We start from the raw sequence: 26,841 nt of genomic DNA on the forward strand, positions 1-26,841 counted from the left end.
GAGTGGAAAGCAAATGAGTATCGAAGGGGTCTTGAAGGAAGGGTTTGTCACCACCACGGCTGACAAGCTGATCAACTGGACGCGTACGGGCTCCCTGTGGCCGATGACGTTCGGGCTTGCGTGTTGCGCGGTCGAGATGATGCATGCGGGCGCGGCCCGCTACGATCTGGACCGGTTCGGGGTCGTGTTCCGTCCGAGCCCGCGCCAGTCGGACGTGATGATCGTCGCCGGCACGCTGTGCAACAAGATGGCGCCCGCGCTGCGTCGCGTCTACGACCAGATGGCCGAGCCGCGCTGGGTGATCTCGATGGGGTCGTGCGCAAACGGCGGCGGCTACTACCACTACTCGTATTCGGTGGTTCGCGGCTGCGATCGCATCGTGCCGGTCGACGTCTACGTGCCGGGCTGTCCGCCGACGGCCGAGGCGCTGGTCTACGGCGTGATCCAGCTGCAGGCGAAGATCCGCCGCACCAATACCATCGCCCGTCAATAAAGCCCCGAGCGTCCCCTCAATATGGCAAGCAAAATCGAGACCCTCAAGGCGAACCTCGAAGCCGCGCTCGGCGCGCGCGTGGTGAGCCTCACCGAAGCAATCGGTGAACTGACGCTCGTCGTGAAGGCGAGCGATTACCTCGAAGTCGCGAAGACGCTGCGCGACGATCGCAAGCTCGGCTTCGAGCAGCTGATCGACCTGTGCGGCATCGACTACCAGACGTACGGCGACGGCGCGTACGACGGCCCGCGTTTCGCGGCCGTGTCGCACCTGCTGTCGGTGACGAACAACTGGCGCCTGCGCGTGCGTGTGTTCGCGCCGGACGACGATCTGCCGATCGTGCCGTCGCTCGTCGATATCTGGACCTCCGCGAACTGGTACGAGCGCGAAGCGTTCGACCTGTATGGCATCGTGTTCGAAGGCCATCCGGACCTGCGCCGCCTCCTGACCGACTACGGCTTCATCGGCCATCCGTTCCGCAAGGACTTCCCGGTGTCGGGCTACGTCGAAATGCGCTACGACCCGGAAGAGAAGCGGGTCGTCTACCAGCCGGTCACGATCGAGCCGCGCGAAATCACGCCGCGCGTGATCCGCGAGGATCGCTATGGCGGTCTGAAACATTAAGAGGGCGTCATGGCAGAGATCAAGAACTACACGCTCAACTTCGGCCCGCAGCACCCGGCAGCGCACGGCGTGCTGCGCCTCGTGCTCGAGCTCGACGGCGAAGTCATCCAGCGTGCCGATCCGCACATCGGGCTGCTGCACCGCGCGACCGAGAAGCTCGCGGAATCCAAGACCTTCATCCAGTCCGTGCCGTACATGGACCGTCTCGACTACGTGTCGATGATGGTCAACGAGCACGGCTACGTGCTCGCGATCGAGAAGCTGCTCGGCATCGACGTGCCGGAGCGTGCGCAATACATCCGCGTGCTGTTCGACGAAATCACGCGCGTGCTGAACCACCTGATGTGGATCGGCGCGCACGCGCTCGACGTCGGCGCGATGGCGGTGTTCCTGTACGCGTTCCGCGAGCGCGAAGACCTGATGGACGTGTACGAAGCGGTGTCCGGCGCCCGGATGCACGCGGCGTATTACCGTCCGGGCGGCGTCTACCGCGATCTGCCTGACGCAATGCCGCAATACAAGGCGTCGAAGATTCGCAACGAGAAGGCGCTCGCGAAGATGAACGAAGCGCGCCAGGGCTCGGTGCTCGACTTCATCGACGATTTCTTCACGCGCTTCCCGAAGTGCGTCGACGAATACGAAACGCTGCTGACCGACAACCGGATCTGGAAGCAGCGTCTGGTCGGGATCGGCGTCGTCAGCCCGGAACGTGCGCTGCAGATGGGCCTGACGGGCCCGATGCTGCGCGGCTCGGGCATCGCGTGGGACCTGCGCAAGAAGCAGCCGTACGAAGTGTACGACCGCCTCGACTTCGACATCCCGGTCGGCGTGAATGGCGACTGCTACGACCGCTACCTGGTGCGTGTCGAGGAAATGCGTCAATCGGTCCGCATCGCGAAACAATGTATTGAGTGGCTCCGCAAGAATCCGGGCCCCGTGATGACGGACAATCACAAGGTTGCGCCGCCGTCGCGCGTCGGCATGAAGACCAACATGGAGGACTTGATTCACCATTTCAAGCTCTTCACCGAAGGTTTTCACGTGCCGGAAGGCGAGGCGTATGCGGCTGTCGAACACCCGAAGGGCGAATTCGGCATCTATCTCGTGTCGGACGGCGCGAACAAGCCGTACCGCCTGAAGATCCGCGCACCGGGCTTCGCGCATCTGGCGTCGCTCGACGAAATGGCGCGCGGCCACATGATCGCCGATGCCGTCACGATCATCGGTACGCAGGACATCGTGTTCGGCGAAATCGATCGCTGACGGTTGCGCCGCCCGCCGGCCGGGCGGCGAGCAGTAAGTCACACGCGAAGTCACATGCGGTATGCGCTGAACCGGCGCGGCTTCGCAAGCTGTCAACAGTGAGCGCCAGGTCTGCCGTCCACGCACTTCGTGCGGCAGGTTGTTCGTTCGGTAGGAATTGAAAGAGTCGTGTCTGAAAATGATCTCAGCTGAAGGCCTGAAGGAAATCGATCGAGCGTTGACGAAGTATCCCGCCGATCAGAAACAGTCCGCCGTGATGTCGGCGCTGGCCGTTGCTCAGGAAGAGCATGGCTGGCTGTCGCCCGAACTGATGCAGTTCGTCGCGGACTATCTCGGCATGCCGGCCGTTGCCGTGCAGGAAGTCGCGACGTTCTACACGATGTACGAGCTCAAGCCGGTCGGCAAGCACAAGATCACGCTCTGCACGAACCTGCCGTGCCAGCTTGGCCCGCACGGCGGCGCGGAAGCGACCGCCGACTACCTGAAACAGAAGCTCGGCATCGACTTCGGCGAAACCACGCCGGACGGCAAGTTCACGCTGAAGGAAGGCGAATGCATGGGCGCGTGCGGCGATGCGCCGGTGCTGCTGGTGAACAATCACAAAATGTGCAGCTTCATGAGCCGCGAGAAGATCGACCAGCTGCTTGAGGAGCTCTCGAAATGACGTCCCTCCACGACCGTCACATCAAACCGCTGATCCTCGCTGGTCTGAACGGCGAGAACTGGCATCTCGAAGACTACGTTGCGCGCGGCGGCTACAAGCAGCTGCGCCGCATTCTCGAAGAAAAGATTTCGCCCGAGCAGGTGATCGCCGACGTCAAGGCGTCGGGCCTGCGCGGCCGCGGCGGTGCGGGCTTCCCGACCGGCCTGAAGTGGAGCTTCATGCCGCGTCAGTTCCCGGGGCAGAAGTACCTCGTCTGCAACTCGGACGAAGGCGAGCCGGGCACGTTCAAGGATCGCGACATCCTGCGCTGGAACCCGCACGCGCTGATCGAGGGCATGGCCATCGGCGCGTACGCGATGGGCATCACCGTCGGCTACAACTACATCCACGGCGAGATCTTCGAAGTGTATCGACGCTTCGAGGCCGCGCTGGATGAAGCGCGCGCGGCCGGGTTCCTCGGCGACAACATCATGGGCTCGGAATTCTCGTTCCAGCTGCACGCGCACCACGGTTACGGCGCGTACATCTGCGGCGAGGAAACGGCGCTGCTCGAGTCGCTCGAAGGCAAGAAGGGCCAGCCGCGCTTCAAGCCGCCGTTCCCGGCGAGCTTCGGCGTGTATGGCAAGCCGACCACGATCAACAACACCGAGACGTTCGCCGCGGTGCCGTTCCTGCTGACGGTCGGCCCGCAGACCTACGCCGAGATGGGCAAGCCGAACAACGGCGGCACGAAGATTTTCTCGGTGTCGGGCGACGTCGAGCGTCCGGGCAACTATGAAGTGCCGCTCGGCACGCCGTTCGCGACGCTGATGGAGCTCGCCGGCGGGATGCGCGGCGGCAAGAAGATCAAGGCCGTGATTCCGGGCGGTTCGTCGGCACCGGTGATCCCGGGCGACATCATGATGCAGACCGACATGGACTACGACTCGATCGCGAAGGCGGGCTCGATGCTCGGTTCCGGCGCGGTGATCGTGATGGACGAGACGCGCTGCATGGTGCGCTCGCTGCTGCGCCTGTCGTACTTCTACTACGAGGAATCGTGCGGCCAGTGCACGCCGTGCCGTGAAGGCACCGGCTGGCTGTATCGCGTCGTGAATCGCATCGAGCACGGCGAAGGCCGCCAGGAAGATCTGGACCTGCTGAATTCGGTTGCCGAGAACATCATGGGCCGCACGATCTGTGCGCTCGGCGATGCGGCGGCGATGCCGGTGCGCGGGATGCTCAAGCACTACTGGGACGAATTCGCGTACCACGTCGAGCACAAGCACTGCATGGTCGGCGGCCACGTACCGCACCTGGCTTCGGCCGCGGCGGCCTGAAGCGAAACACCCGGTTGCAGAAATTGAGCGCGCGGTCGAGCGAATGCGCGAACGAGCGGAAATAGGTTAAGGACCATTCACCATCATGGTTGAACTTGAAATAGACGGCAAGAAGGTCGAGGTGCCCGAAGGCAGCATGGTGATCCAGGCTGCGCACAAGGCGGATACGTACATTCCTCACTTCTGCTATCACAAGAAACTGTCGGTTGCGGCCAACTGCCGGATGTGTCTCGTCGAAGTCGAGAAGATGCCGAAGGCCGTGCCTGCCTGTGCGACGCCCGTGTCGGCCGGCATGATCGTCCACACCCAGTCCGACAAGGCGGTGAAGGCGCAGCAGTCGGTGATGGAATTCCTCCTCATCAACCACCCGCTCGACTGCCCGATCTGCGACCAGGGCGGCGAATGCCAGCTGCAGGATCTCGCGGTCGGCTACGGCAAGTCGTCGTCGCGCTACTCGGAAGAGAAGCGCGTGGTGTTCCACAAGAACGTGGGCCCGCTGATCTCGATGGAAGAAATGTCACGCTGCATCCACTGCACGCGCTGCGTCCGCTTCGGCCAGGAAATCGCCGGCGTGATGGAGTTCGGCATGCTGGGCCGCGGCGAGCACTCGGAAATCACGACGTTCGTCGGCAAGACGGTCGACTCCGAAATGTCGGGCAACATGATCGACCTGTGCCCGGTCGGCGCGCTGACCAGCAAGCCGTTCCGCTACAGCGCCCGCACGTGGGAACTGTCGCGCCGCAAGTCGGTGAGCCCGCACGATTCCGTCGGTGCGAACCTCGTCGTGCAGGTGAAGAACAACCGCGTGATGCGCGTGCTGCCGTTCGAGAACGAAGCGATCAACGAATGCTGGATCTCGGACAAGGACCGCTTCTCGTATGAAGGCCTCAACAGCGAAGAGCGCCTGACGAAGCCGATGCTGAAGCAGGGCGGCCAGTGGATCGAGACCGACTGGCAGACCGCGCTCGAATATGTCGCGAAGGGCCTGAAGGGCATCAGCGCGGATCACGGCGCCAATGCGCTGGCGATGCTCGCGAGCGCGCACAGCACCGCTGAAGAGCTGTTCCTCGTGAAGCAGCTCGCGCAAGAACTGAAGACGCCGAACGTCGACTTCCGCCTGCGCCAGCTCGATTTCTCGGCACCGGTCCAGGGCGCACCGTGGCTCGGCATGCCGATCGCGGACCTGTCGACCGTGAACGCCGCATTCGTCGTCGGCTCGTTCCTGCGCCGCGACCACCCGCTGTTCGCTTCGCGGCTGCGTCAGGCTGCGAAGAGCGGCGCGAAGCTCCACTTCCTGCACGCGACCGGCGACGACGCGCTGATCCCGAGCGCGCAACGCATCGTCGCAGCGCCGTCGGCATGGCTCGACGAGCTCGCCGGCGTGGCTGCGGCGGTCGCGCAGCTGCGTGGCGTCGCGCTGCCCGACACGCTCGCGGGCGTCACGGCATCGCCGGCCGCGCAGGCTGTCGCGCAATCGCTCGCGAACGGCGAGCGCCGCGCGGTGCTGCTCGGCAACGCTGCGGTCCGTCATCCGGAATTCGCGAAGCTGCACGCCGTCGCGCAGTGGATCGCCTACAACACCGGCGCCACGTTCGGCTTCCTGACGGAAGCGGCGAACACCGTCGGCGCGCACGTCGTGGGCGCGCTGCCGGGCGAAGGCGGCCTGAACGCGCGCGAAGCGTTCGCGCAGCCGCGCAAGGGCTACGTGCTGGTCAACGTCGAGCCCGAATTCGACACCGTCGATCCGGCGCAAGCGCTCGCCGCGCTGAACCAGGCTGAAATGGTCGTCGTGATGTCGCCGTTCAAGCACGGCCTCGACTACGCGGACGTGCTGCTGCCGATCGCGCCGTTCACCGAGACGGCCGGCACGTTCGTCAACGCGGAAGGCACCGTGCAGAGCTTCAACGGCGTCGTGCGCCCGCTCGGCGACACGCGTCCGGCGTGGAAGGTGCTGCGCGTGCTCGGCAGCCTGCTCGGCCTGCCGAACTTCGAATACGAAACCGCGGAAGAGGTACGCATCGCGGCGCTCGGCGACGCGAACGTCGCAAGCCGCCTGTCGAACAAGACGACCGTCGCTCCGTCGCGCGCTGCGGCGCAAGCGGCGAACGGCAGCTTCGAGCGCCTCGCCGACGTGCCGATCTATCACGCCGACGCGCTGGTGCGCCGCGCGGGTGCGCTGCACCTGACGGTCGCCGCGAAGGCGGCGAACGCCGCGGGCCTGCCTGCCGCGCTGTTCGACAAGCTGGGCTTGAAGGAAGGCGACGCGGTGCGCGTGCGCCAGGGCGATCGTACGGTGCAGTTGCCGGCCGTGCGTGACGAGAATCTTGCGGAGACGGTCGTTCGCGTGTCGGCGGCCACGCCTGCCGGCGCAGCGCTCGGCAGCCTGTCCGGTGAACTGGTGGTGGAGAAGGCGTAAATGAGCTTGTTCGATACGATCAACTCGGGCGGAGCCCAGCTTCTCGGCTTCGCATGGCCGACGGTGTGGGCGCTCGTGCGCATCCTCGTCGTCGCCGTCGTGATCCTGCTGTGCGTCGCGTACCTGATTCTGTGGGAACGCAAGCTGATCGGCTGGATGCACGTGCGTCTCGGTCCGAACCGAGTCGGCCCCGGCGGCCTGCTGCAGCCGATCGCCGACGTGCTGAAGTTGCTGCTGAAGGAAGTCATCCAGCCGACCGCGGCGAGCCGCTGGCTGTACCTGATCGCGCCGGTCATGACCGTGGTGCCGGCGTTCGCGGTGTGGGCGGTGATTCCGTTTCAGGCCCAGGCCGTGCTCGCGAACATCAACGCGGGCCTGCTGTACGCGATGGCGATCTCGTCGATCGGCGTGTACGCGGTGATCCTCGCCGGCTGGGCGTCGAACTCGAAGTACGCGTTCCTCGGCGCAATGCGCGCTGCCGCGCAGATGGTCTCGTACGAAATCTCGATGGGCTTCGCGCTGGTGCTCGTGCTGATGACGGCCGGCAGCCTGAACATGTCGGAAATCGTCAACTCGCAGCAGCACGGCTTCTTCGCGGGCCACGGCGTCAACTTCCTGTCGTGGAACTGGCTGCCGCTCCTGCCGGCGTTCGTCGTCTACTTCATCTCGGGCATCGCTGAAACGAACCGTCACCCGTTCGACGTGGTGGAAGGGGAGTCGGAAATCGTTGCCGGTCACATGATCGATTACTCGGGCATGGCGTTCGCGCTGTTCTTCCTCGCCGAGTACATCAACATGATCGTGATCTCGGCGCTGGCGGCGACGCTGTTCCTCGGCGGCTGGGATGCACCGTTCGAATTCCTGTCGTTCATTCCGGGCATCTTCTGGCTGGTGCTGAAGGTATTCGCGCTGCTGTCGGTGTTCATCTGGGTTCGTGCGACGTTCCCGCGGTACCGTTACGACCAGATCATGCGCCTGGGCTGGAAGGTGTTCCTGCCCGTCACCGTGATCTGGGTGGTCGTGGTCGGCTTCTGGATGATGTCGCCGCTCAACATCTGGGTGAAGTAAAGATCGGACGAAATCATGACGGCTATCCAACACTTCTTTAAGACCTTCTTCCTGACCGAACTGCTGAAGGGGCTCGCGATAACGGGGCGTTACACGTTCAAGCGCAAGTTCACCGTGCAGTTCCCGGAAGAAAAGACGCCGATTTCGCCGCGTTTCCGCGGGCTGCACGCGCTGCGCCGCTACGAAAACGGCGAAGAACGCTGCATCGCGTGCAAGCTCTGCGAAGCCGTGTGCCCGGCGATGGCGATCACGATCGAATCGGAAACGCGCGCGGACAACACGCGCCGCACGACGCGCTACGACATCGACCTGACGAAGTGCATCTTCTGCGGTTTCTGCGAGGAAAGCTGCCCGGTCGATTCGATCGTCGAGACGCAGATTCTCGAGTACCACGGCGAGAAGCGCGGCGACCTGTATTTCACGAAGGAAATGCTGCTCGCGGTGGGCGATCGCTACGAGAAGGACATCGCAGCGGCGAAGGCTGCCGACGCGCCGTATCGTTGATTGTGTATGCAGTGCCGGCCCGACATGCGCGGGCCGAGCCGCCGCGACGGGTGCGGCACGCGACCTGCGTTTTGCAAGCCGCGCCTGACTATGGCCTAACGATGAACCGGTAATCATGGAATTCACGACCGTACTGTTCTACATCTTCGCGCTGCTCCTGGTGGTATCAGGGCTGAAGGTGATCACTTCGCGCAACCCGGTGGCGTCTGCGCTTTTCCTTGTGCTGGCGTTCTTCAACGCCGCTGCGATCTGGATGCTGCTGGAAGCGGAGTTCCTCGCGATCCTGCTGGTGCTGGTCTACGTGGGCGCCGTGATGGTGTTGTTCCTGTTCGTCGTGATGATGCTGGACATCAACATCGACTTCCTGCGGCGCGACTTCAAGCGCTTCGTGCCGATGGCGACCGTCGTCGGCGCGATCATCGTCGTCGAGACCGCACTGATCCTGTGGCGCGGCTACGGCGCGACGGAAGCGCCGGTCCACGCGATGGCGTCGGGCCCGTTCGCCGACTGGTCGAACACGCGCCTGATCGGCAAGATCATCTACACCGACTACATCTTCGCGTTCGAAATCGCCGGCCTCGTGCTGCTCGTCGCGATCATCGCCGCGGTCGCACTGACCGAGCGCAAGGGCAAGGACAGCAAGCGCCAGCGCGTGTCGGATCAGGTCAAGGTGCGTCGCAACGACCGCGTGCGCCTCGTGAAGATGGAAGCGGACAAGCCGCAGCCGGAAACGGCCCAGAGCGAAGCCGGCACGAGCGCCAACGGCTAAGCGGAGGAGAGAAAAACATGTTGACCCTTGCTCACTACCTCGTGCTCGGCGCGATCCTGTTCGCGATCGCCATCGTCGGGATTTTCCTGAACCGCCGCAACATCATCATCATCCTGATGGCGATCGAACTGATGCTGCTCGCGGTGAACACCAACTTCGTCGCGTTCTCGCATTACCTCGGCGACGTGCACGGCCAGATCTTCGTGTTCTTCGTGCTGACCGTCGCCGCAGCGGAAGCTGCGATCGGTCTCGCGATTCTGGTGACCCTGTTCCGTAAGCTCGACACGATCAATGTCGAGGATCTCGATCAGCTCAAAGGTTAATTTCAGGCAACGCTGTTATGTCAACGACACTCAATGAAAACCTGCTGCTGGCGGTTCCGCTCGCTCCGCTGGCCGGCTCGCTGATTGCGGGGCTGTTCGGGAACGCAGTCGGGCGCAAGGGCGCACACCGGATCACGATCCTCGGCGTAATGATCGCGTTCCTGCTGTCGGCGAAAGTCTTCGTCGACGTGATGGGCGGCGCGAGCTTCAACGCGACCATCTACGAATGGATGCGCGTCGGCTCGCTGAAGCTCGAAGTCGGCTTCCTCGTCGATTCGATGACCGCGATGATGATGGCCGTCGTGACCTTCGTGTCGCTGATGGTGCACATCTACACGATCGGCTACATGTCGGAAGAAGACGGCTACCAGCGCTTCTTCTCGTACATCTCGCTGTTCACGTTCTCGATGCTGATGCTCGTGATGAGCAACAACTTCCTGCAGCTGTTCTTCGGCTGGGAAGCGGTGGGTCTGGTGTCGTACCTGCTGATCGGCTTCTACTTCACGCGTGAGAGCGCGATCTACGCGAACATGAAGGCGTTCCTCGTGAACCGCGTCGGCGACTTCGGCTTCCTGCTCGGCATCGGCCTGCTGCTCGCGTTCGCCGGCTCGATGAACTACGGCGAAGTGTTCGCGAAGCGCGCGGAACTCGCGAGCCTGCACTTTCCGGGCACCGACTGGGGCCTGCTGACGGTTGCCTGCATCTGCCTGTTCATCGGCGCGATGGGTAAATCGGCACAGTTCCCGCTGCACGTGTGGCTGCCGGATTCGATGGAAGGCCCGACCCCGATCTCGGCGCTGATTCACGCGGCGACGATGGTGACGGCCGGCATCTTCATGGTGTCGCGCATGTCGCCGCTGTTCGAGCTGTCGGATACCGCGCTGTCGTTCGTCACGGTGATCGGCGCGATCACGGCGCTGTTCATGGGCTTCCTCGGCATCATCCAGAACGACATCAAGCGCGTCGTCGCGTATTCGACGCTGTCGCAGCTCGGCTACATGACGGTCGCGCTCGGCGTGTCCGCGTATCCGGTCGCGCTGTTCCACCTGATGACGCACGCGTTCTTCAAGGCGCTGCTGTTCCTCGGCGCGGGCTCGGTGATCATCGGCATGCACCACGACCAGGACATCCGCAACATGGGCGGCCTGCGCAAGTACATGCCGATCACGTGGATCACGTCGCTGATCGGCTCGCTGGCCCTGATCGGCACGCCGTTCTTCGCGGGCTTCTACTCGAAGGATTCGATCATCGAGGCCGTGAAGGAATCGCATCTCGCGGGTTCGGGCTTCGCGTACTTCGCGGTCGTCGCGAGCGTGTTCGTCACGGCGCTGTACTCGTTCCGCATGTACTTCCTGGTGTTCCACGGCGAAGAACGCTTCCGCGGGCCGAAGCATCCGGAATCGCCGATGGGCGCAGCGGCCGCGCACGGTCACGACGATCACGGCCACGGCCATGGTCACGACGATCACGCGCACGAACCGCACGAGACCCCGTGGGTCGTGTGGCTGCCGCTCGTGCTGCTTGCGATTCCGTCGGTCGTCATCGGTGCGATCGCGATCGGCCCGATGCTGTACGGCAGCTTCTTCGAGCATGGCGTCGCGTTCGACAAGGTGATCTTCATCGGCGAGAACCACCCGGGCCTCGAGGAACTCGGCAAGGAATTCCATGGCTGGGCCGCGATGGGCCTGCACTCGCTGACGACGCTGCCGCTCTGGCTCGCGATTGCCGGCGTTGCAACCGCATGGTTCCTGTACCTGAAGCGTCCTGAGCTGCCTGCCGTGATCCGCCGCGCGTTCGGCCCGATCTACACGCTGCTCGACAACAAGTACTACATGGACAAGATCAACGAGGTGGTGTTCGCCCGCGGTTCGGTGGCGATCGGCCGCGGCCTGTGGAAGGAGGGCGATGTCGTGGTGATCGACGGCCTCGTCAACGGCAGCGCCCGGTTCGTCGCCTGGTTCGCCGGCGTGATCCGCTTCCTCCAATCCGGTTACATCTATCACTACGCGTTCGCCATGATCATCGGCATGCTGGGGCTCCTGACCCTGTTTGTAACGCTCGGCGGCAAATAAGGCGGGGGACAAGAACAATGCACGCTTTTCCGATTCTGAGTACCGCGATCTGGTTGCCGATCGTTTTCGGCCTCCTCGTGCTTGCGGTGGGTAACGACAAAAATCCGGGGCCGGCCCGCTGGGTCGCGCTGATCGGCTCGCTGCTCGGCCTCGCCGTGACGGTTCCGCTGATCACCGGCTTCGATTCGAGCACGGCCGCGCTGCAGTTCGTCGAGCAGTCGACGTGGATCGAGCGCTTCAACATCACATATCACCTCGGCGTCGACGGCATCTCGATGTGGTTCGTCGTGCTGACCGCGCTGATCACCGTGATCGTCGTGATCGCGGGCTGGGAAGTGATCACCGAGCACGTGGCGCAGTACCTCGCGGCGTTCCTGATCCTGTCCGGGATCATGGTCGGCGTGTTCGCAGCGGCTGACGGCTTGCTGTTCTACGTGTTCTTCGAGGCGACGCTGATCCCGATGTACATCATCATCGGCGTGTGGGGCGGCCCGAACCGCGTGTACGCGGCGTTCAAGTTCTTCCTGTACACGCTGTCCGGCTCGCTGCTGATGCTGGTCGCGCTGGTCTACCTGTACACGGAAACGCATTCGTTCGACCTCGCAACGTGGCAGAACGCGAAGATCGCGATGACGCCGCAGATCATGCTGTTCATTGCGTTCTTCCTCGCGTTCGCGGTGAAGGTGCCGATGTGGCCGGTGCATACGTGGTTGCCGGACGCGCACGTGGAAGCGCCGACGGGCGGCTCGGTCGTGCTGGCGGCGATCATGCTGAAGCTCGGCGCGTACGGTTTCCTGCGCTTCTCGTTGCCGATCACGCCTGACGCGAGCCACTTCCTGGCGCCCGTCGTGATCACGCTGTCGCTGATCGCGGTGATCTACATCGGCCTCGTCGCGATGGTGCAGGCCGACATGAAGAAGCTGGTCGCGTATTCGTCGATCGCGCACATGGGCTTCGTCACGCTCGGCTTCTTCATCTTCAACCAGCTCGGCGTCGAAGGCGCGATCGTCCAGATGATCTCGCACGGCTTCGTGTCGGGCGCGATGTTCCTTTGCATCGGCGTGCTGTACGACCGCGTGCACTCGCGCGAGATCGCCGACTACGGTGGCGTCGTGAACGTGATGCCGAAGTTCGCGGCATTCGCGATGCTGTTCTCGATGGCCAACTGCGGCCTTCCGGGTACGTCGGGTTTCGTCGGCGAGTTCATGGTGATCCTCGCGTCGGTCCAGTACAACTTCTGGATCGCGTTCGGCGCGGCATTCACGCTGATCCTCGGCGCGGCCTACACGCTGTGGATGTACAAGCGCGTGTACTTCGGTGCGGTCGCGAACGACCACGTCGCGAAGCTCGCGGACATCAACCGCCGCGAGTTCACGATGCTGGCGATCCTCGCCGCGTTCACGCTGCTGATGGGCCTGTATCCGAAGCCCTTCACCGACGTGATGCACGTTTCCGTGGAAAACCTCCTCTCCCACGTCGCGCAGTCGAAGCTGCCGCTGGCCCAGTAATCGCGAGCGGAGGAAATCAAGATCATGAACGCTCCTATGAATGTCCTGTTGCCTGACGCGCTGGTGATGGCCGCCATCGTCGTCGCATGGCTGAACGACACCTTTACCGGTGCGGCCGGCCGCCGCCTGACCTATCTGATCGCGGTGGTGTCGTCGGTGATTGCCGGCGTCTGGTTCGCGGTGCAGGCACTCGACCCGCAGCAGTACTACTTCTTCTCGAAGATGGTCGTCGTCGACTCGTTCGCGAGCACGATGAAGGCCGTCGTGTCGTTCGGCTTCGCGGTGTCGCTCGTCTACTCGCGCAAGTACCTCGAGGACCGCGACCTGTTCCGCGGCGACGTGTTCCTGCTCGGGATGTTCTCGCTGCTCGGCCAGCTGGTGATGGTGTCGGGCAACAACTTCCTGACGCTGTACCTCGGCCTCGAACTGATGTCGCTGTCGCTGTACGCGATCATCGCGCTGCGCCAGGATGCCGCGCAGTCGAGCGAAGCCGCGATGAAGTACTACGTGCTGGGCGCGCTCGCGTCGGGCTTCGTGCTGTACGGCATCTCGATGCTCTACGGCGCGACCGGCTCGCTCGAGCTCGGCGAGGTCTACAAGGCCGTCGAGGGCAACACCGACCCGGCCGTGCTGATGTTCGGCGTGATCTTCATCGTCGCCGGTATCGCGTTCAAGCTCGGCGCCGTGCCGTTCCACATGTGGGTGCCCGATGTCTACCAGGGCGCACCGACCGCGATGACGCTGTTCGTCGGCGGCGGCCCGAAGGTGGCGGCTTTCGGCTGGGGCCTGCGCTTCCTCGTGATCGGCCTGCTGCCGCTTGCGCAGAACTGGCAGACGGCGCTCGTGATCCTGGCCGCGCTGTCGCTGATCGTCGGCAACATCACCGGTATCGTCCAGCGCAACATCAAGCGGATGCTCGCGTACTCGGCGATCTCGAACATGGGCTTCGTGCTGCTCGGCCTGCTCGCGGGCATCGTGAAGGGCGACGCGACGGCACCGGCGAGCGCATACAGCTCGGCGATGTTCTACGCAATCGTCTACCTGATCACGACGCTCGGCGCGTTCGGTGTGATCATGCTGCTCGCCCGCCGCGATTTCGAAGCGGAAACGATCGACGACTTCAAGGGCCTGAACAAGCGCAGCCCGGTGTTCGCGTTCGTGATGATGGTGATGATGTTCTCGCTCGCCGGCATCCCGCCGACCGTCGGTTTCTACGCGAAGCTGGCGGTGCTCGAGGCGATCGTCAACGCCGGCCTCACGTGGCTCGCCGTGCTCGCCGTGATCACGTCGCTGTTCGGCGCGTTCTACTACCTGCGCATCGTCAAGCTGATGTATTTCGATGCACCGCAGGATACGACCCCGATCACCGGCGATTTCTGCAAGCGCACGATCCTGGTGCTGAACGGCGTCGCAGTCGTCGTGCTCGGTCTGATCCCGAGCCCGCTGCTGACGGCCTGCCTGCAGGCAATTCGTCACACGCTGACGATCTGATGTCGGCAGCCGGCTGGTTTATCGTGCTGTTGGCGCTCGCGGGCGCCAACCTGCCGTTCCTGAACCAACGCCTCTTCGCCGTCGTGCCGCTGCGCGCGGCGAAGAAGAGCGCGTGGGTGCGGATCGGCGAGCTGATCGCCCTGTACTTCGTTGTCGGCGCCCTCGGCTTCTGGCTCGAGTCGCGCGCCGGCAACCGCTTCGAACAAGGCTGGCAGTTTTACGCGATCACGTTCAGTCTTTTCGTCGTGTTCGCGTTTCCCGGCTTCACGTTCCAGTATCTCGTCAAACGACGCTGACGGCACAGGGGCCGCTTCCCTGGCCGTCGCGCTCAACCTTGGAGCCGCCGATGGCCGAATTGCCCAATCACGACGCCGCACTGACCGAAACGTGCCTCGAAAGCGAGGCCATCTTCGACGGCGCATTCCTCAAGCTCAAACGTGACACCGTGCGCCTGCCCGACGGCAAGCACGCGACGCGCGAATACGTGCAGCACCCGGGCGCGGTGATGGTGATCCCGCTGTTCGACGACGGCCGCGTGCTGATGGAAAGCCAGTACCGCTACCCGATCGGCAAGGTGATGGCCGAATTCCCGGCCGGCAAGCTCGACCCGAACGAAGGGGCGCTTGCGTGCGCGGTGCGCGAACTGCGCGAGGAGACGGGCTACACCGCGCGCGAATACGTGTTCCTCACGCGCATTCACCCGATCATTTCCTACTCGACCGAGTTCATCGACCTGTACCTCGCGCGCGGCCTGACAGCCGGCGAGCGCAAGCTCGACGACGGCGAATTCCTCGAGACCTTCACCGCGACGCTGCCCGACGTGCTCGAATGGGTACGGACCGGCAAGATCACCGATGTGAAGACGATCATCGGCACGATGTGGCTCGAGAAGGCGTTGTCCGGCACGTGGCCGCTCGGCCCGGTGGTGACGCCCTGAGGAGGGCGTCAGCGGCGCCGCAAGCGCAGCGCTACAATTCGATCAGACGGCGCTGCGGCGCCGTCTGATTCTCGTTTAGCACGACCGTTCACAAAATCGTTTTTTGCGATACACTCGTCCCACGCCCTGATTCAGCATGAAGGTCCTCGATTTACAGTGCCCGCACGGTCATCGGTTCGAAGGCTGGTTCGCTTCCGCCGATGAATTCGAAGCGCAGTTGTCCCGCAAGCTGGTCGAATGTCCGGTGTGCGGGGCGACCGAGGTCAGTCGCATGCCGTCCGCGCCGCGCCTGAACCTGTCGGGTGCGACGCAGGCAAAGCCGGCCGCCGATCCGCGCGCGCTGCAGGCGCAGGTGATGCGCGCGCTGCGCGAGGTACTGGAGAAGACCGAGAACGTGGGCGAGCGCTTCGCCGAGGAAGCGCGGCGCATTCACTACAACGAAGCGCCGGCGCGCAGCATCCGGGGTGTCACGACGCCGGAGGATGCGCAAGCCTTGGTCGAAGAAGGCATCGACGTGATGCCGCTGCCGATTCCTGCCGCGCTGAAAGAACCGCTGCAATAAGCTGCGCAGCGTGTCCTTGCCGGGCCGGTCGGCCGCGGCGAGGAGACACTTCGCATGGATCTGGATTATTCCCCCGCCGACGACGCATTCCGCGCCGACGTTCGCGCATGGCTCGAGGCCAACCTGCCTCACGCGCTGCGCGCCAAGGTTCTCGATCACAAACGACTGAATCGCGACGACTACGCGAGCTGGCACCGGATTCTCGGCCAGCGCGGGTGGTCCGCGCCTGCGTGGCCGGCCGAATATGGCGGCCCGGGCTGGAACGCGACGCAACGGCACATCTGGGACGAGGAGTGCGCGCGCATCGGTGCGCCGACCGTGCTGCCGTTCGGCGTGTCGATGGTCGCGCCGGTGCTGATGAAATACGGCAACGACGCGCAGAAGCGCCGCTACCTGCCACGCATTCTCGACGGTTCGGACTGGTGGTGCCAGGGCTACTCGGAGCCGGGCTCCGGCTCGGATCTCGCGTCGCTGCGCACGCGGGCCGAGCGCCACGGCGATCATTACGTCGTCAACGGACAGAAGACCTGGACGACACTCGGCCAGTACGCCGACATGATGTTCTGCCTCGTGCGCACCGATCCCGCCGCGAAGAAGCAGGAGGGTATCTCGTTCCTGCTGATCGACATGAAGACGCCCGGCATCACCGTGCGGCCGATCATCACGCTCGACGAGGATCACGAAGTCAACGAGGTGTTCTTCGAAGACGTCAAGGTGCCGGTCGAGAACCTCGTCGGCGACGAGAACCGCGGCTGGACCTATGCGAAATACCTGCTCGGCCATGAGCGCACCGGGATCGCCCGCGTCGGCGCGTCGAAGCGCGAGCTCGCATTCCTGAAACGGGTGGCGCTGAACCAGCGGAAAAACGGCAAGCCGCTGCTGGCCGATCCGGTGTTCGCCGCGAAAGTCGCGGCGCTCGAGGTCGAGCTGATGGCGCTCGAGGTGACGGTGCTGCGCGTCGTCAGCCGCGAGACGAGCGGCAAGGGGCCGGGCCCCGAAGCGTCGATGCTGAAGATCAAGGGCACCGAGGTGCAGCAGGCGCTCACCGAACTGATGTTCGAGGCGATCGGCCCGCTCGCGGCGCCGTTCGACGTGCCGTTCCTCGAAGGCGAGCGCGAGCGCAGCGTTTCCGGCGACGATGATGCCGCGCCGCTCGCCGCTTACTACTTCAACTACCGCAAGACGTCGATCTACGGTGGCTCGAACGAAATTCAGAAGAACATCATCGCGCAGATGATTCTCGGACTGTGAGCTTGGCATCGGATCGGAGCGCGCTGATGCGCGAACTCGGATCGACCGCGAAGCATGGGACCAGAGTAAGCGCTAAAGCGCTAACTCTGATCGACAGGAGACGACGATGGATTTCAGCTTTACCGATGAGCAGCAGCAATTCGCCGACGCGCTGCGTCGTTATCTCGACGAGCAGTACGGCTTCGAAGCGCGCCAGGCGATCGTGCGCAGCGACGCCGGCGTGTCGGACACGCAGTGGCAGGCATTTGCGGAACTCGGCCTGACGGCGCTGCCGGTGCCGGACGCGCAGGGCGGCTTCGGCGGGAGCGCGGTCGACATGCTGGTCGCGATGCAGGAACTCGGCCGCGCGCTCGTCGTCGAGCCGTACTGGGCGACGGCGGTCGGCATTGAGGCGCTGCGCGTCGCCGGGTCCGGAGCCGGCGACGATGCCGCGTTGCTGGAGCGTGTCGCGCAAGGTCGCATGCGCCTGGCGGTCGCATTCCACGAGCCGCACGCGCGCTATGACCTGTTCGCGATCGATACGCATGCGCGCGGGCAGGGCGGTACAGTTCGCGTGACCGGCACCAAGTCGATCGTGCAGCACGGTGCGCAGGCCGACGCGTGGATCGTGCCCGCGCGGCTCGACGATGGCGCCGTGGGCCTGCTGGTCGTCGAGCGCGGTGCGGCAGGCACGGACGTCATCGACTATCGGACGATCGACGGGCAGCGCGCCGCGACGATCCGTTTCGACGCTACGCCGGCGCGCCTGCTGACGGGTGGCGCACGCGATGCGGCGGCGCTCGAGCAGGTGGCCGACTACGCGACCGTGCTGCTGTGCGCGGAGGCGATCGGTGCGCTCGACGAGCTGAATCGCGCGACAGTCGAATACACGAAGACGCGCGAGCAGTTCGGCGTGCCGATCGCGCGTTTCCAGGCGCTGCAGCACCGGATGGTCGACATGCTGATTCACGCGGAGCAGGCACGTTCGCTGACCTATCTGGCCGCGGTGCGCTACGCAAGCGCCGATGCGGATGCGCGACGCAAGGCCGTGTCGGCGGCGAAGGCGCGCGTCGGGCAGGCCGCGCGCTTCGTCGGCCAGCAGGCGGTCCAGCTGCACGGCGGGATGGGCGTCACCAACGAAGTCGCCGCCGCGCATCTGTTCAAGCGGCTGGCCATCATCGAGACGACGCTTGGCGACACCGACCATCATCTCGCGCGGATCGCGGCATTGCCCGATTTCATGCAGGCCGAAGTGGCATGACGGCGACGTGCGTGGCCGTGACACAAGGAGAAACAACGTGGGAATCAGTTACGAAGATCTGGTAGTGGGCAGCACCACCGAAATCGGCCGCTATACGTTCGAGGCGGACGACATCAAGACCTTCGCCGAGCGCTACGATCCGCAGCCGTTCCATCTCGACGAGGCCGCCGGGGCGGCGTCGCCGTTCGGCGGGCTCGTCGCGAGCGGCTGGCATACCTGTTCGGTGTTCATGAGCATGCTGGTGCGCAACCTGCTGCCGGGCTCGACGAGCATGGGGTCGCCCGGCATCGACGAAATCCGCTGGCTCAAGCCCGTGCGCGCCGGCGACACGATCACGATGTACCAGAAGATCCACGACAAGCGCGTGTCCGCGAGCAAACCCGATCGCGGCATCGTGTCGACCGAGTGGATCGGTGTCAACGGCAGCGGCGAGACGGTGATCACCGTGCGTTCGAAAGTGATTTTCGGCCTGCGCGATCCGGCGGGAGGGACCGCATGACTGACGCAACGCTGCCGCTGATCGCATCGGCACCGGCGCTCGCGGCGCGCGTCGGGGACGCGCCGTTCGCAAGCGGCTGGATCGACGTCGATCAACGCCGCGTCGACGGGTTCGCCGACGCGACGGGCGACCATCAGTGGATCCACGTCGACCCCGAGCGCGCGCGGCGCGAATCGCCGTTCGGCGGTCCGATCGCGCACGGTTTCCTGACGCTGTCGCTGATTCCGGCGCTGATGGCCGACGCGATGCGTTTCGAACAGAAGATGGGCGTGAACTACGGCCTGAACCGCGTGCGCTTCCTGAAGCCGGTGCCGGTCGGTGCGCGCGTACGCGCGCTGTTTGCGGTCAAGGAAACCGCCGAGGCGGGGCAGGGTGGCGTGCAGGTGACGTGGGGCGTCACGATGCAGGTCGAACGTCCGGACGACGCGCCACTACCCGTGTGCGCGGCGGAGTTCATCACGCTGCACTACTTCTGACGCGGTTGCGGGTTCGCGCATGGGGCGGGCACGCAAGCGCGACCCCATGCGCAACACGGGCGATACGCGCGATATGCGTGCTGTTCGGCGCGACGCTCAGTGCTTCGCGTACTGCGTCGCGCCGAACAGCACCTCGCGCGCCTTGTCGTCCTGCAGCGGCTGACGCAGCGACGCGAGCATCTCGACACCGCGCTGCACGGCGGGACGCGCGGCGATCGCTTCGTGCCAGCGCTTCACGTTCGGCAATTCGTCGAGCACGATTCCCTGGTTCTGCCACGAACGTGTCCAAGGGAACGTCGCAATATCCGCGATCGTGTACGCGTCGCCGGCGAGATATTCGGTTTCGCCGAGCCGCTTTTCCATCACGTTGTAGAGGCGCTTCGCTTCGTTCGTGTAGCGGTTGACTGCGTAGTCGATCTTCTCTGGCGCGTAGAGACGGAAGTGATGCGCCTGCCCGAGCATCGGGCCGATGCCGCCCATCTGGAACATCAGCCATTGCAGTGTCTCGTAGCGCGCGGCCGGATCCGCCGGCAGGAAGCGGCCGGTTTTCTCCGCGAGATAGATCAGGATCGCGCCCGACTCGAACAGCGCGATCGGCTTGCCGCCGGGGCCGTCCGGGTCGACGATCGCCGGGATCTTGTTGTTCGGGCTGATCTTCAGGAATTCAGGCGTGAACTGGTCGCCCTTGCCGATATCGATCGGGTGCACGCGATAGTCGAGGCCGGTTTCCTCGAGCAGGATATGCACCTTGTGGCCGTTCGGGGTCGCCCAGCTATAGACGTCGATCATCGTCAGCTCCATGGTTGCGTCCGCGCAAGCGGCGCCGCACGGGCGCCGCGACAGGCGGTCATTAGAGCATGGATCGGCGCGCGCTGCAGACGCCCGCGCCGCGCTATCCCGTGTAGCGCGCGAGTTCCAGCTTCGCGATCGCGATGCGGTGCACTTCGTCGGGGCCATCGGCGAAGCGCAGCGTGCGCGCCGATGCGTACGCATACGCGAGCGGAAAGTCGTCGCTGACGCCGCCGCCGCCGTGCGCCTGGATCGCCCAGTCGATCACCTGGCATGCCATGTTCGGCGCGACGACCTTGATCATCGCGATCTCGCCGCGCGCGGCCTTGTTGCCGACGGTGTCCATCATGTAGGCCGTCTTCAGCGTGAGCAGGCGTGCCTGCTCGATCAGGCAGCGCGCTTCGGCGATCCGCTCCTGCGTGACCGTGCGGTCGGCGATCGGCTTGCCGAACGCAACGCGCTTCAACGCACGCTTGCACATCAGCTCGAGCGCGCGCTCGGCGAGCCCGATGAGCCGCATGCAGTGATGGATGCGGCCGGGCCCGAGGCGGCCCTGCGCGATCTCGAAGCCGCGCCCCTCGCCGAGCAGAAGGTTCGATGCCGGCACGCGCACGTTCTTCAGCGTGATTTCCATATGGCCGTGCGGCGCATCGTCATAGCCGAACACGGAGAGCGGCCGGTTCACGGTGACGCCGGGGGCGTCGGACGGCACGAGGATCATCGACTGCTGAGCATGGCGCGGCGCCGCGTGATCGGTCTTGCCCATCACGATGTACAGCTTGCAGCGCGGGTCGCCCGCGCCCGACGACCACCACTTGTGGCCGTTGATCACGTAGTCGTCGCCGTCGCGTTCGATGCGTGTGCGGATGTTCGTCGCATCCGACGACGCGACTTCGGGCTCCGTCATCAGGAATGCCGAGCGGATCCGCCCGTCGAGCAGTGGTTCGAGCCACTTGCGCTTGTGCTCGTCGCTGCCGTAGCGCTCGAGCGTTTCCATGTTGCCGGTGTCCGGCGCATTGCAGTTGAACACTTCGGGCGCCCACGGTACGCGCCCCATGATTTCGCACAGCGGCGCGTATTCGACGTTGGTCAGGCCGGCGCCGTGCGCCGAATCGGGCAGGAACAGGTTCCACAGGCCCGCCTGGCGGGCTTCGGCCTTCAGCGTCTCGATCAGCGCGACAGCGCGCCATGCGTTGCCGTCGCGGCGATTCCGGGCAATCTCTTCGTAGAACGCCGGTTCGTTCGGATAGATGTGCGTATCGAAGAACGCAAGCAGCTTCTCGCGTAACGCCTGGACTTTCGGGGAATAGTCGAAGTGCATCGTCGGCCTCGCTGTCGGAAAACGTCGGGGAGTGGGGCGGTGCGCGCGTCAGCGCACCTTCTGCGCGTACTGCCACGCCAGTTCCGCCATCGGCCGTGCGCGCCGGCCGGCGTCCAGCGCCTGTGCGCTCGACGCGGTGCCGTCGACGGCCCGCTTCATGATCCCCTGCAGGATCGCCGCGATGCGGAACATGTTGTAGGCAAGGTAGAAATTCCAGTCGGCCCGGATCGACAGGCCGGTGCGTTCGCAGTAGCGCGCGACGTACTGCGCTTCGTCCGGGATGCCGAGCGCGCGCCAGTCGAGGCCGGCGATCCCGCGGAACTGCTGCGGATCGACGTGCCACGTCATGCAGTGGTACGCGAAATCGGCGAGCGGATCGCCGAGCGTCGACAGTTCCCAGTCGAGCACCGCGAGCACGCGCGGCTCGTCGGGGTGGAAGATCAGGTTGTCGAGACGATAGTCGCCGTGCACGATGGAAGCGGTCGGCTTAGATGCGGTCGGCTCAGACGCGGTTGGCTCAGATGCGGTCGGCCCGGACGCGGCGCGGCCGTCGTCTGCGGTGTCGGGCGGCATGTGCTGCGGGAGCCAGTCGATCAGGCGGTGCATCGCGTCGATCGGCTCGGTCTCCGACGCGAGATACTGCTTGCTCCAGCGGCCGATCTGCCGCGCGAAGTAGTTGCCGGGCTTGCCGTAGTCCGCGAGCCCGACCGCCGCCGGATCGAGCGCATGCAGCGCGGCGATCACGCGGTTCATCTCGTCGAAGTGCGCGGCCCGCGCGTCGGGCGACATGCCCGGAAGCGACGGATCCCACAGCACGCGCCCGCTGACGAACGCCATCACGTAGAACGCGCGGCCGATCACGCTTTCGTCCTCGCACAGCGCGTGCATCTGCGCAACCGGCACGTCGGTGCCGGCCAGCGCGGCCATCACGCGGAATTCGCGTTCGATCGCATGCGCGGACGGCAGCAGCTTCGCGGCCGGCGCGGGCTTCGCGCGCATCACGTAGCTGCGAGACGGCGTGACGAGCTTGAAGGTCGGGTTCGACTGGCCGCCCTTGAACTGCTCGACGCTCAGCGGGCCCGCGAAGCCATCGACGTGCGCGGCGAGCCAGCGCGACAGCGCAGCGGTGTCGAAGCGCTGCCGCTCGCCGACGGGCGCGGTGCCCTCGAATGCGGCGTAGTCGGTGCCGCGCGGCGCGGAATCGTTCGGATGTGCCATCGTGTCTCCTGTCGACCAGAGTTAGCGCTTTAGCGCTTACTCTGGTCCCATGCTTCGCGGTCGACCAGATCAAAGCATTAACGCTTTAGCGCTTACTCTGGTCCCATGCTTCGCGGTCGACCAGATCAAAGCATTAACGCTTTAGCGCTTACTCTGGTCCCATGCTTCGCGGTCGACCAGATCAAAGCTTTAACGCTTTAGCGCTTACTCTGGTCCCATGCTTCGCGGTCGACCAGATCAAAGCCTTAACGTTTCCGCGCTTACTCTGGTCCCACGCTTCGCGGTCGATCGGAGTTGGCGCTTCCGCGGCCTGCTCCGATCCCATGCAAGGCGTCCGGCCGATGTGACGATCAGGGTTGCGCGAACGTGAGGTACTGCTGATAAAGGACTTCCATCGTGGTGTTGCGCGTGTCCCGGTGCAGCGCTTCGGGTGGCGAGTAGTTGAGCAGGCGGATCACCCAGTCGTGCGCTTCGTCGCCGACGTCGAGTGCGTTGATGCAGCCGGTCGATTGCGACAGGTGGCCGATGAAGATCCGCTGGCCGGGCACCGTCGCATGCGACAGCAGCGCGCAGTTGACGCCGCCGTGCAGCACGAGCAGCACCGTGTCCCACGTGAGGTCGGCGCGCAGCGCGTCGAGCGGCGGCTGCACGCGGTCGATCAGTTCGCCGATCGTCTCGCCGCCGAGAAAGCGCGTGTCCTCGGGCACGATGCCGTCGAGCACGCGCAGGAATGCGTCGCGATGCTGGTCCGTCGGAATCTCCGACAGATGCCCGCCGCGGATCTCGCGCCACGCGGGCTCGATCTCGATGTCGATGCGTTGCCCGGTTTCAGCGAGCACGCGTTGCGCGGTTTCGATCGTGCGCGGCAGGCCGCTCGCGATCACGCGGTCGAAGCGAATGTCCTGTTCGGCGAACACGCGTCCGGCGGCGCTCGCCTGGTCGCGGCCGCGCGCGTTGAGCGGCACGCTGTCGGGGTCGATCGCGCGTCCGGATGCATCGAAGTAGGTGACGTCGCCGTGCCGCATCAGGTAGATGCGGCGGCGTCGGGGCAGTTCGAAACGTGACATGGCAGGTTAGCGTTTGTAGATGGGCGGACGTTTTTCGAGGAACGCGGTGATGCCTTCGTGCGCGTCCGCGTGATACAGCGCCGCGACGAAATGGTCGCGTTCGGTCATGAGATGCGCGTCGAGCGGCTGCGTGGCGGCGTCGTCGAGCAAGGCCTTGATACGCGTCAGCGCGTTCGGCGAGATGCCGGCGAGCGTGTCCGCCCACGCGAGTGCGTCGGCGAATGCGGCACCGGGCGCCGCGACGCGATTGACCACGCCGAGCGCGTGCAGGCGCTCGGCCATCACCGGCTTGCCTTCGAACAGGATCTCGGCGGCGAGCGCGCGCGGCAGCGCGCGGGCAAGGAACCACGAGCCGCCGCCGTCCGGCGTCAGGCCGACGCGGGCATACGACATCACGAACTTCGCGTCGCGCGCAGCGACGATCAGGTCGCACGCGAGCGCGAGCGAGAAGCCGGCGCCGGCCGCGGCGCCTTCGACCGCCGCGATGACCGGCTTCGTCGCCGCGCGGATCGCGGCGACCCACGCGCCGAGCAGGTCGATGCTGTCGGCCTGGTACGACGGCTCCTTCGAGCGGTTGTCGAGCAGCCGGTTCAGGTTGCCGCCCGCGCAGAAAAACCGGTCGGCGCCCGTGAGTACGACCGCGCGAATCGCGGGATCGCGTTCGGCGGTGGCAAGCGCTTCGATGCCGGCCGCGTACATGTCGGGGTGCAGCGCATTGCGTGCGCCGGGATTGGATAACGTGAGGACGAGCGTCGATTCGCTTTCGGGGGGGCGTGATGCCAGCAGTTCAGCACTCATGCGAGTGTGTCTCCATCGGATGGTGCGGCCATGATGCCGAATCCGTTGCATCGTCGGCCGACAATGCTGCTACGGTGGATGCAGGGATGTCGTGACGGACGCGAAACTGTTTTAGACTAGCACGAACGTGCTTTTCAGCGCGACGAATCCCCGCGAACCGGGCATCGTTCCGGCCGCATTCCAGCGAGGAAGGAGACTGTGATGCTACAGCTGTGCGGTATTCCGTTGTCCAACTATTACAACAAGGTGAAATTCGTCCTGCTCGAGTACGGCATTCCGTTTGAGGAATCGCCGTGCGGCCTGCCGATCAACGATCCGGCCGTGCTGGCCGATACGCCACTCGGCAAGATTCCGTTCCTGAAGACCGAGCAGGGCGCGCTGTTCGAGTCGCAAGTGATCATCGAGTATCTTGCCGCGCGCTATCCGGACAGGGCCATTTTCCCGTCCGACCCGTTTGCGGCCGCGAAGGTGCGCGAGCTGGTCGAGACGCTCGAGCTGTATCTCGAATGGACCGCGCGTGAGGTCTATACGGAAGCGTTCTTCGGCGGGAAAGTCAGCGACGGGATGAAGGCGCACGTCGAGCGGCGTCTGCCGCACGCGATCGAAGCGTTCAAGCGAATGACGCGTTTCTCGCCTTATGTGCTCGGCGACACGTTCGGTCTTGCCGATATCGCCGCATCGATCCATCTGCCGTTGATCGGCATGGCGACGAAGGCGGTGTTCGGCCGCGATTTCGTGCTCGAAGCCGGCATCGACTGGAAGGCACATGCGCAGAAGGTCGGCGAGCGCCCGGCGGCGCGACGCGTCGCCGACGATCGCAAGGCCTATCTCGCGGCGGCGAACGGCAAGCGCCCGTGAGCGCAGCGCAGGGGTAATGCCTGCCCCGCGAGGTGCGGGGCAGCGGCGGCAGCGTGCCGTGCGTGCGCGAGGGGCGGGATGCGGGCCAAGCGGTTGCGGGCTACACGCTCGCCCATCCGAGGCTTGCAGGCACCAGCTTACAGGCGCGCGAGGCGTTCGAGCGCGGTCGCGAGCGTGCCTTCCTGCTTCGCGAAGCAGAAGCGCACGACGCCCGATTCGTGCGGCTCGTGATAGAACGCGGACACCGGAATGGCGGCGACGCCGATCTCCGACGTGAGCCACTTCGAGAACTCGGCTTCGGGCAGATCGCTGATCGCCGAATAATCGACGCACTGGAAATACGTGCCCGAGCACGGCAGCAGCTTGAAGCGCGTGCGTTCGAGGCCGGCGCGGAAGAAGTCGCGCTTCTCCTGGTAGAAATCGGCGAGCGTCAGGTAGGGTGCCGGATCGCGCATGTAGTTGGCGAGCCCGTGCTGCATCGGTGTGTTCACCGTGAACACGTTGAACTGATGGACCTTGCGGAACTCCGCGGTCAGCGCGGCGGGCGCGGCGACGTAGCCGACCTTCCAGCCCGTCACGTGATAGGTCTTGCCGAAGCTCGACACGATGAAGCTGCGCGCGGCCAGCTCCGGATAGCGCGCGACGCTCTCGTGGCGCGCGCCGTCGTACACCATGTGCTCGTACACCTCGTCGGACACGACCAGCAGGTTGGTGCCGCGCACGATCTCATTAAGCTTGCGCATATCCGCCTCGCGCCACACGGTGCCGGTCGGATTGTGCGGCGTGTTGATCAGGATCATGCGCGTCTTCGGCGTGATCGCGGCCGCGAGGCGATCGAACGGGATCGCGTAGTCCGGCGCTTCCAGCGTGACGAATACCGGCGTGCCGCCCGCGAGTTCGATCGACGGCAGATAGCTGTCGTAGGTCGGCTCGACGACGATCACTTCGTCGCCGGGATGCACCGCGCACAGGATCGCGGTGAGCAGCGCCTGCGTCGCGCCGGCCGTCACCGTAATCTCGGTGGCCGGATCGTAGCGGCGGCCGTAGACGTGCGCGATCTTGTCCGCGATCGCTTCGCGCAGCGTCGCGATGCCGGCCATCGGCGGGTACTGGTTGTGGCCGCCGCGCATCGCGGCCGCGACCGCATCGACGATGCGCGGGTCGCAATCGAAATCCGGAAAGCCCTGGCCGAGGTTCACGGCGCCTTTCTCGGCGGCGAGCGCGCTCATGACCGTGAAGATCGTCGTGCCGACGTTCGGCAGGCGCGAAGGGAAAGCGGGAGTCGTAGGCATGTCGGAGGGAGCGTTCATC

The 26,841-nt window shown here is 64.9% G+C and carries 27 protein-coding genes; 21 read left to right on the forward strand and 6 right to left on the reverse strand.

The window, feature by feature from the left end; genetic code table 11:
• Positions 1–13 precede the first annotated feature (13 nt).
• The 20 genes from ACV22Z_RS17825 (at position 14) to ACV22Z_RS17920 (ending at position 19,479) form a co-directional block, all read left to right on the forward strand.
• Entirely contained in the window at positions 14–493 is a 480-nt protein-coding gene (locus ACV22Z_RS17825; protein ID WP_006398799.1) for a NuoB/complex I 20 kDa subunit family protein, read from the forward strand.
• 21 nt (positions 494–514) lie between these two features.
• Entirely contained in the window at positions 515–1,117 is a 603-nt protein-coding gene (locus tag ACV22Z_RS17830; protein WP_448077593.1) for an NADH-quinone oxidoreductase subunit C, read from the forward strand.
• A 9-nt stretch (positions 1,118–1,126) separates the two neighbouring features.
• Entirely contained in the window at positions 1,127–2,380 is a 1,254-nt protein-coding gene (locus ACV22Z_RS17835; RefSeq protein WP_448077594.1) for an NADH-quinone oxidoreductase subunit D, read from the forward strand.
• Positions 2,381–2,558: 178 nt separating this feature from the next.
• Positions 2,559–3,044 carry an NADH-quinone oxidoreductase subunit NuoE gene (gene nuoE / locus ACV22Z_RS17840; RefSeq protein ID WP_059537343.1) on the forward strand — a complete coding sequence of 162 codons (486 nt, stop codon included), beginning with the start codon at positions 2,559–2,561 and terminating at the stop codon, positions 3,042–3,044.
• Positions 3,041–4,363, forward strand: a complete 1,323-nt coding sequence (gene nuoF, locus ACV22Z_RS17845; protein WP_448077595.1) for an NADH-quinone oxidoreductase subunit NuoF — start codon at positions 3,041–3,043, stop codon at positions 4,361–4,363. Before nuoE ends, nuoF begins: the two co-directional genes overlap by 4 nt.
• 85 nt (positions 4,364–4,448) lie before the next feature.
• The gene (gene nuoG, locus ACV22Z_RS17850) at positions 4,449–6,779 is read left to right on the forward strand and encodes an NADH-quinone oxidoreductase subunit NuoG (RefSeq protein WP_448077596.1); all 2,331 of its coding nucleotides are present in this window, start codon (positions 4,449–4,451) and stop codon (positions 6,777–6,779) included.
• Positions 6,780–7,847: an NADH-quinone oxidoreductase subunit NuoH gene (gene nuoH / locus ACV22Z_RS17855; RefSeq protein ID WP_448077597.1), complete on the forward strand. Its 1,068-nt coding sequence runs from the start codon at positions 6,780–6,782 to the stop codon at positions 7,845–7,847.
• Between the two features lie 15 nt (positions 7,848–7,862).
• Positions 7,863–8,351, forward strand: coding sequence for an NADH-quinone oxidoreductase subunit NuoI (nuoI, locus tag ACV22Z_RS17860; RefSeq protein WP_321788816.1), 489 nt, complete (start codon positions 7,863–7,865; stop codon positions 8,349–8,351).
• Between the two features lie 115 nt (positions 8,352–8,466).
• Positions 8,467–9,120, forward strand: coding sequence for an NADH-quinone oxidoreductase subunit J (locus ACV22Z_RS17865; protein ID WP_448077598.1), 654 nt, complete (start codon positions 8,467–8,469; stop codon positions 9,118–9,120).
• 17 nt (positions 9,121–9,137) lie between these two features.
• Positions 9,138–9,443 carry an NADH-quinone oxidoreductase subunit NuoK gene (nuoK, locus tag ACV22Z_RS17870; protein WP_004185739.1) on the forward strand — a complete coding sequence of 102 codons (306 nt, stop codon included), beginning with the start codon at positions 9,138–9,140 and terminating at the stop codon, positions 9,441–9,443.
• Between the two features lie 17 nt (positions 9,444–9,460).
• Complete coding sequence (nuoL, locus tag ACV22Z_RS17875; protein ID WP_448077599.1) at positions 9,461–11,515, forward strand: NADH-quinone oxidoreductase subunit L; 2,055 nt, start codon at positions 9,461–9,463, stop codon at positions 11,513–11,515.
• 17 nt (positions 11,516–11,532) lie between these two features.
• Complete coding sequence (locus tag ACV22Z_RS17880; protein ID WP_448077600.1) at positions 11,533–13,023, forward strand: NADH-quinone oxidoreductase subunit M; 1,491 nt, start codon at positions 11,533–11,535, stop codon at positions 13,021–13,023.
• A gap of 36 nt (positions 13,024–13,059) precedes the next feature.
• Positions 13,060–14,514 (forward strand): NADH-quinone oxidoreductase subunit NuoN, encoded by a 1,455-nt coding sequence (gene nuoN / locus ACV22Z_RS17885; protein ID WP_448077638.1) that lies wholly within the window; start codon positions 13,060–13,062, stop codon positions 14,512–14,514.
• Positions 14,514–14,810 carry a DUF2818 family protein gene (locus ACV22Z_RS17890; protein ID WP_448077601.1) on the forward strand — a complete coding sequence of 99 codons (297 nt, stop codon included), beginning with the start codon at positions 14,514–14,516 and terminating at the stop codon, positions 14,808–14,810. Before nuoN ends, ACV22Z_RS17890 begins: the two co-directional genes overlap by 1 nt.
• A 50-nt stretch (positions 14,811–14,860) precedes the next feature.
• The gene (locus ACV22Z_RS17895) at positions 14,861–15,451 is read left to right on the forward strand and encodes an NUDIX domain-containing protein (protein ID WP_448077602.1); all 591 of its coding nucleotides are present in this window, start codon (positions 14,861–14,863) and stop codon (positions 15,449–15,451) included.
• Positions 15,452–15,587: 136 nt separating this feature from the next.
• Positions 15,588–16,013 carry a DUF1178 family protein gene (locus ACV22Z_RS17900; RefSeq protein WP_448077603.1) on the forward strand — a complete coding sequence of 142 codons (426 nt, stop codon included), beginning with the start codon at positions 15,588–15,590 and terminating at the stop codon, positions 16,011–16,013.
• A gap of 54 nt (positions 16,014–16,067) precedes the next feature.
• A complete protein-coding gene (locus ACV22Z_RS17905) occupies positions 16,068–17,264 on the forward strand; it encodes an acyl-CoA dehydrogenase family protein (protein WP_448077604.1) in 1,197 nt (398 codons plus the stop codon).
• Positions 17,265–17,370: 106 nt separating this feature from the next.
• Positions 17,371–18,504 (forward strand): acyl-CoA dehydrogenase family protein, encoded by a 1,134-nt coding sequence (locus tag ACV22Z_RS17910; RefSeq protein ID WP_448077605.1) that lies wholly within the window; start codon positions 17,371–17,373, stop codon positions 18,502–18,504.
• 37 nt (positions 18,505–18,541) lie between these two features.
• Positions 18,542–19,003, forward strand: coding sequence for a MaoC family dehydratase (locus tag ACV22Z_RS17915; protein WP_448077606.1), 462 nt, complete (start codon positions 18,542–18,544; stop codon positions 19,001–19,003).
• The gene (locus ACV22Z_RS17920) at positions 19,000–19,479 is read left to right on the forward strand and encodes a MaoC family dehydratase (RefSeq protein ID WP_448077607.1); all 480 of its coding nucleotides are present in this window, start codon (positions 19,000–19,002) and stop codon (positions 19,477–19,479) included. Before ACV22Z_RS17915 ends, ACV22Z_RS17920 begins: the two co-directional genes overlap by 4 nt.
• A 96-nt stretch (positions 19,480–19,575) precedes the next feature.
• Here the strand turns inward: ACV22Z_RS17920 and ACV22Z_RS17925 are convergent, their stop codons facing one another.
• The 5 genes from ACV22Z_RS17925 to ACV22Z_RS17945 all read right to left on the reverse strand — a co-directional run bounded on the left by ACV22Z_RS17925 (position 19,576) and on the right by ACV22Z_RS17945 (position 24,672).
• The gene (locus tag ACV22Z_RS17925; protein ID WP_448077639.1) at positions 19,576–20,268 is read right to left on the reverse strand and encodes a glutathione binding-like protein; all 693 of its coding nucleotides are present in this window, start codon (positions 20,266–20,268) and stop codon (positions 19,576–19,578) included.
• A 103-nt stretch (positions 20,269–20,371) separates the two neighbouring features.
• On the reverse strand, positions 20,372–21,589 hold the full coding sequence (locus ACV22Z_RS17930) for an acyl-CoA dehydrogenase family protein (protein ID WP_448077608.1): 1,218 nt from the start codon (positions 21,587–21,589) through the stop codon (positions 20,372–20,374).
• Positions 21,590–21,637: 48 nt separating this feature from the next.
• Entirely contained in the window at positions 21,638–22,807 is a 1,170-nt protein-coding gene (locus tag ACV22Z_RS17935; RefSeq protein WP_448077609.1) for a phosphotransferase, read from the reverse strand.
• Between the two features lie 350 nt (positions 22,808–23,157).
• Positions 23,158–23,874 (reverse strand): histidine phosphatase family protein, encoded by a 717-nt coding sequence (locus ACV22Z_RS17940; RefSeq protein ID WP_448077610.1) that lies wholly within the window; start codon positions 23,872–23,874, stop codon positions 23,158–23,160.
• A gap of 6 nt (positions 23,875–23,880) precedes the next feature.
• Entirely contained in the window at positions 23,881–24,672 is a 792-nt protein-coding gene (locus tag ACV22Z_RS17945) for an oxepin-CoA hydrolase, alternative type (protein WP_448077611.1), read from the reverse strand.
• 201 nt (positions 24,673–24,873) lie between these two features.
• Here ACV22Z_RS17945 and ACV22Z_RS17950 point away from each other — a divergent pair, with 201 nt between their 5' ends.
• A complete protein-coding gene (locus tag ACV22Z_RS17950; protein ID WP_448077612.1) occupies positions 24,874–25,530 on the forward strand; it encodes a glutathione S-transferase family protein in 657 nt (218 codons plus the stop codon).
• A 137-nt stretch (positions 25,531–25,667) separates the two neighbouring features.
• Here the strand turns inward: ACV22Z_RS17950 and ACV22Z_RS17955 are convergent, their stop codons facing one another.
• A complete protein-coding gene (locus tag ACV22Z_RS17955; protein WP_448077613.1) occupies positions 25,668–26,840 on the reverse strand; it encodes a pyridoxal phosphate-dependent aminotransferase in 1,173 nt (390 codons plus the stop codon).
• Between the last annotated feature and the right edge of the window lies 1 nt (position 26,841).

It is taken from the genome of Burkholderia sp. PU8-34, assembly GCF_053427725.1.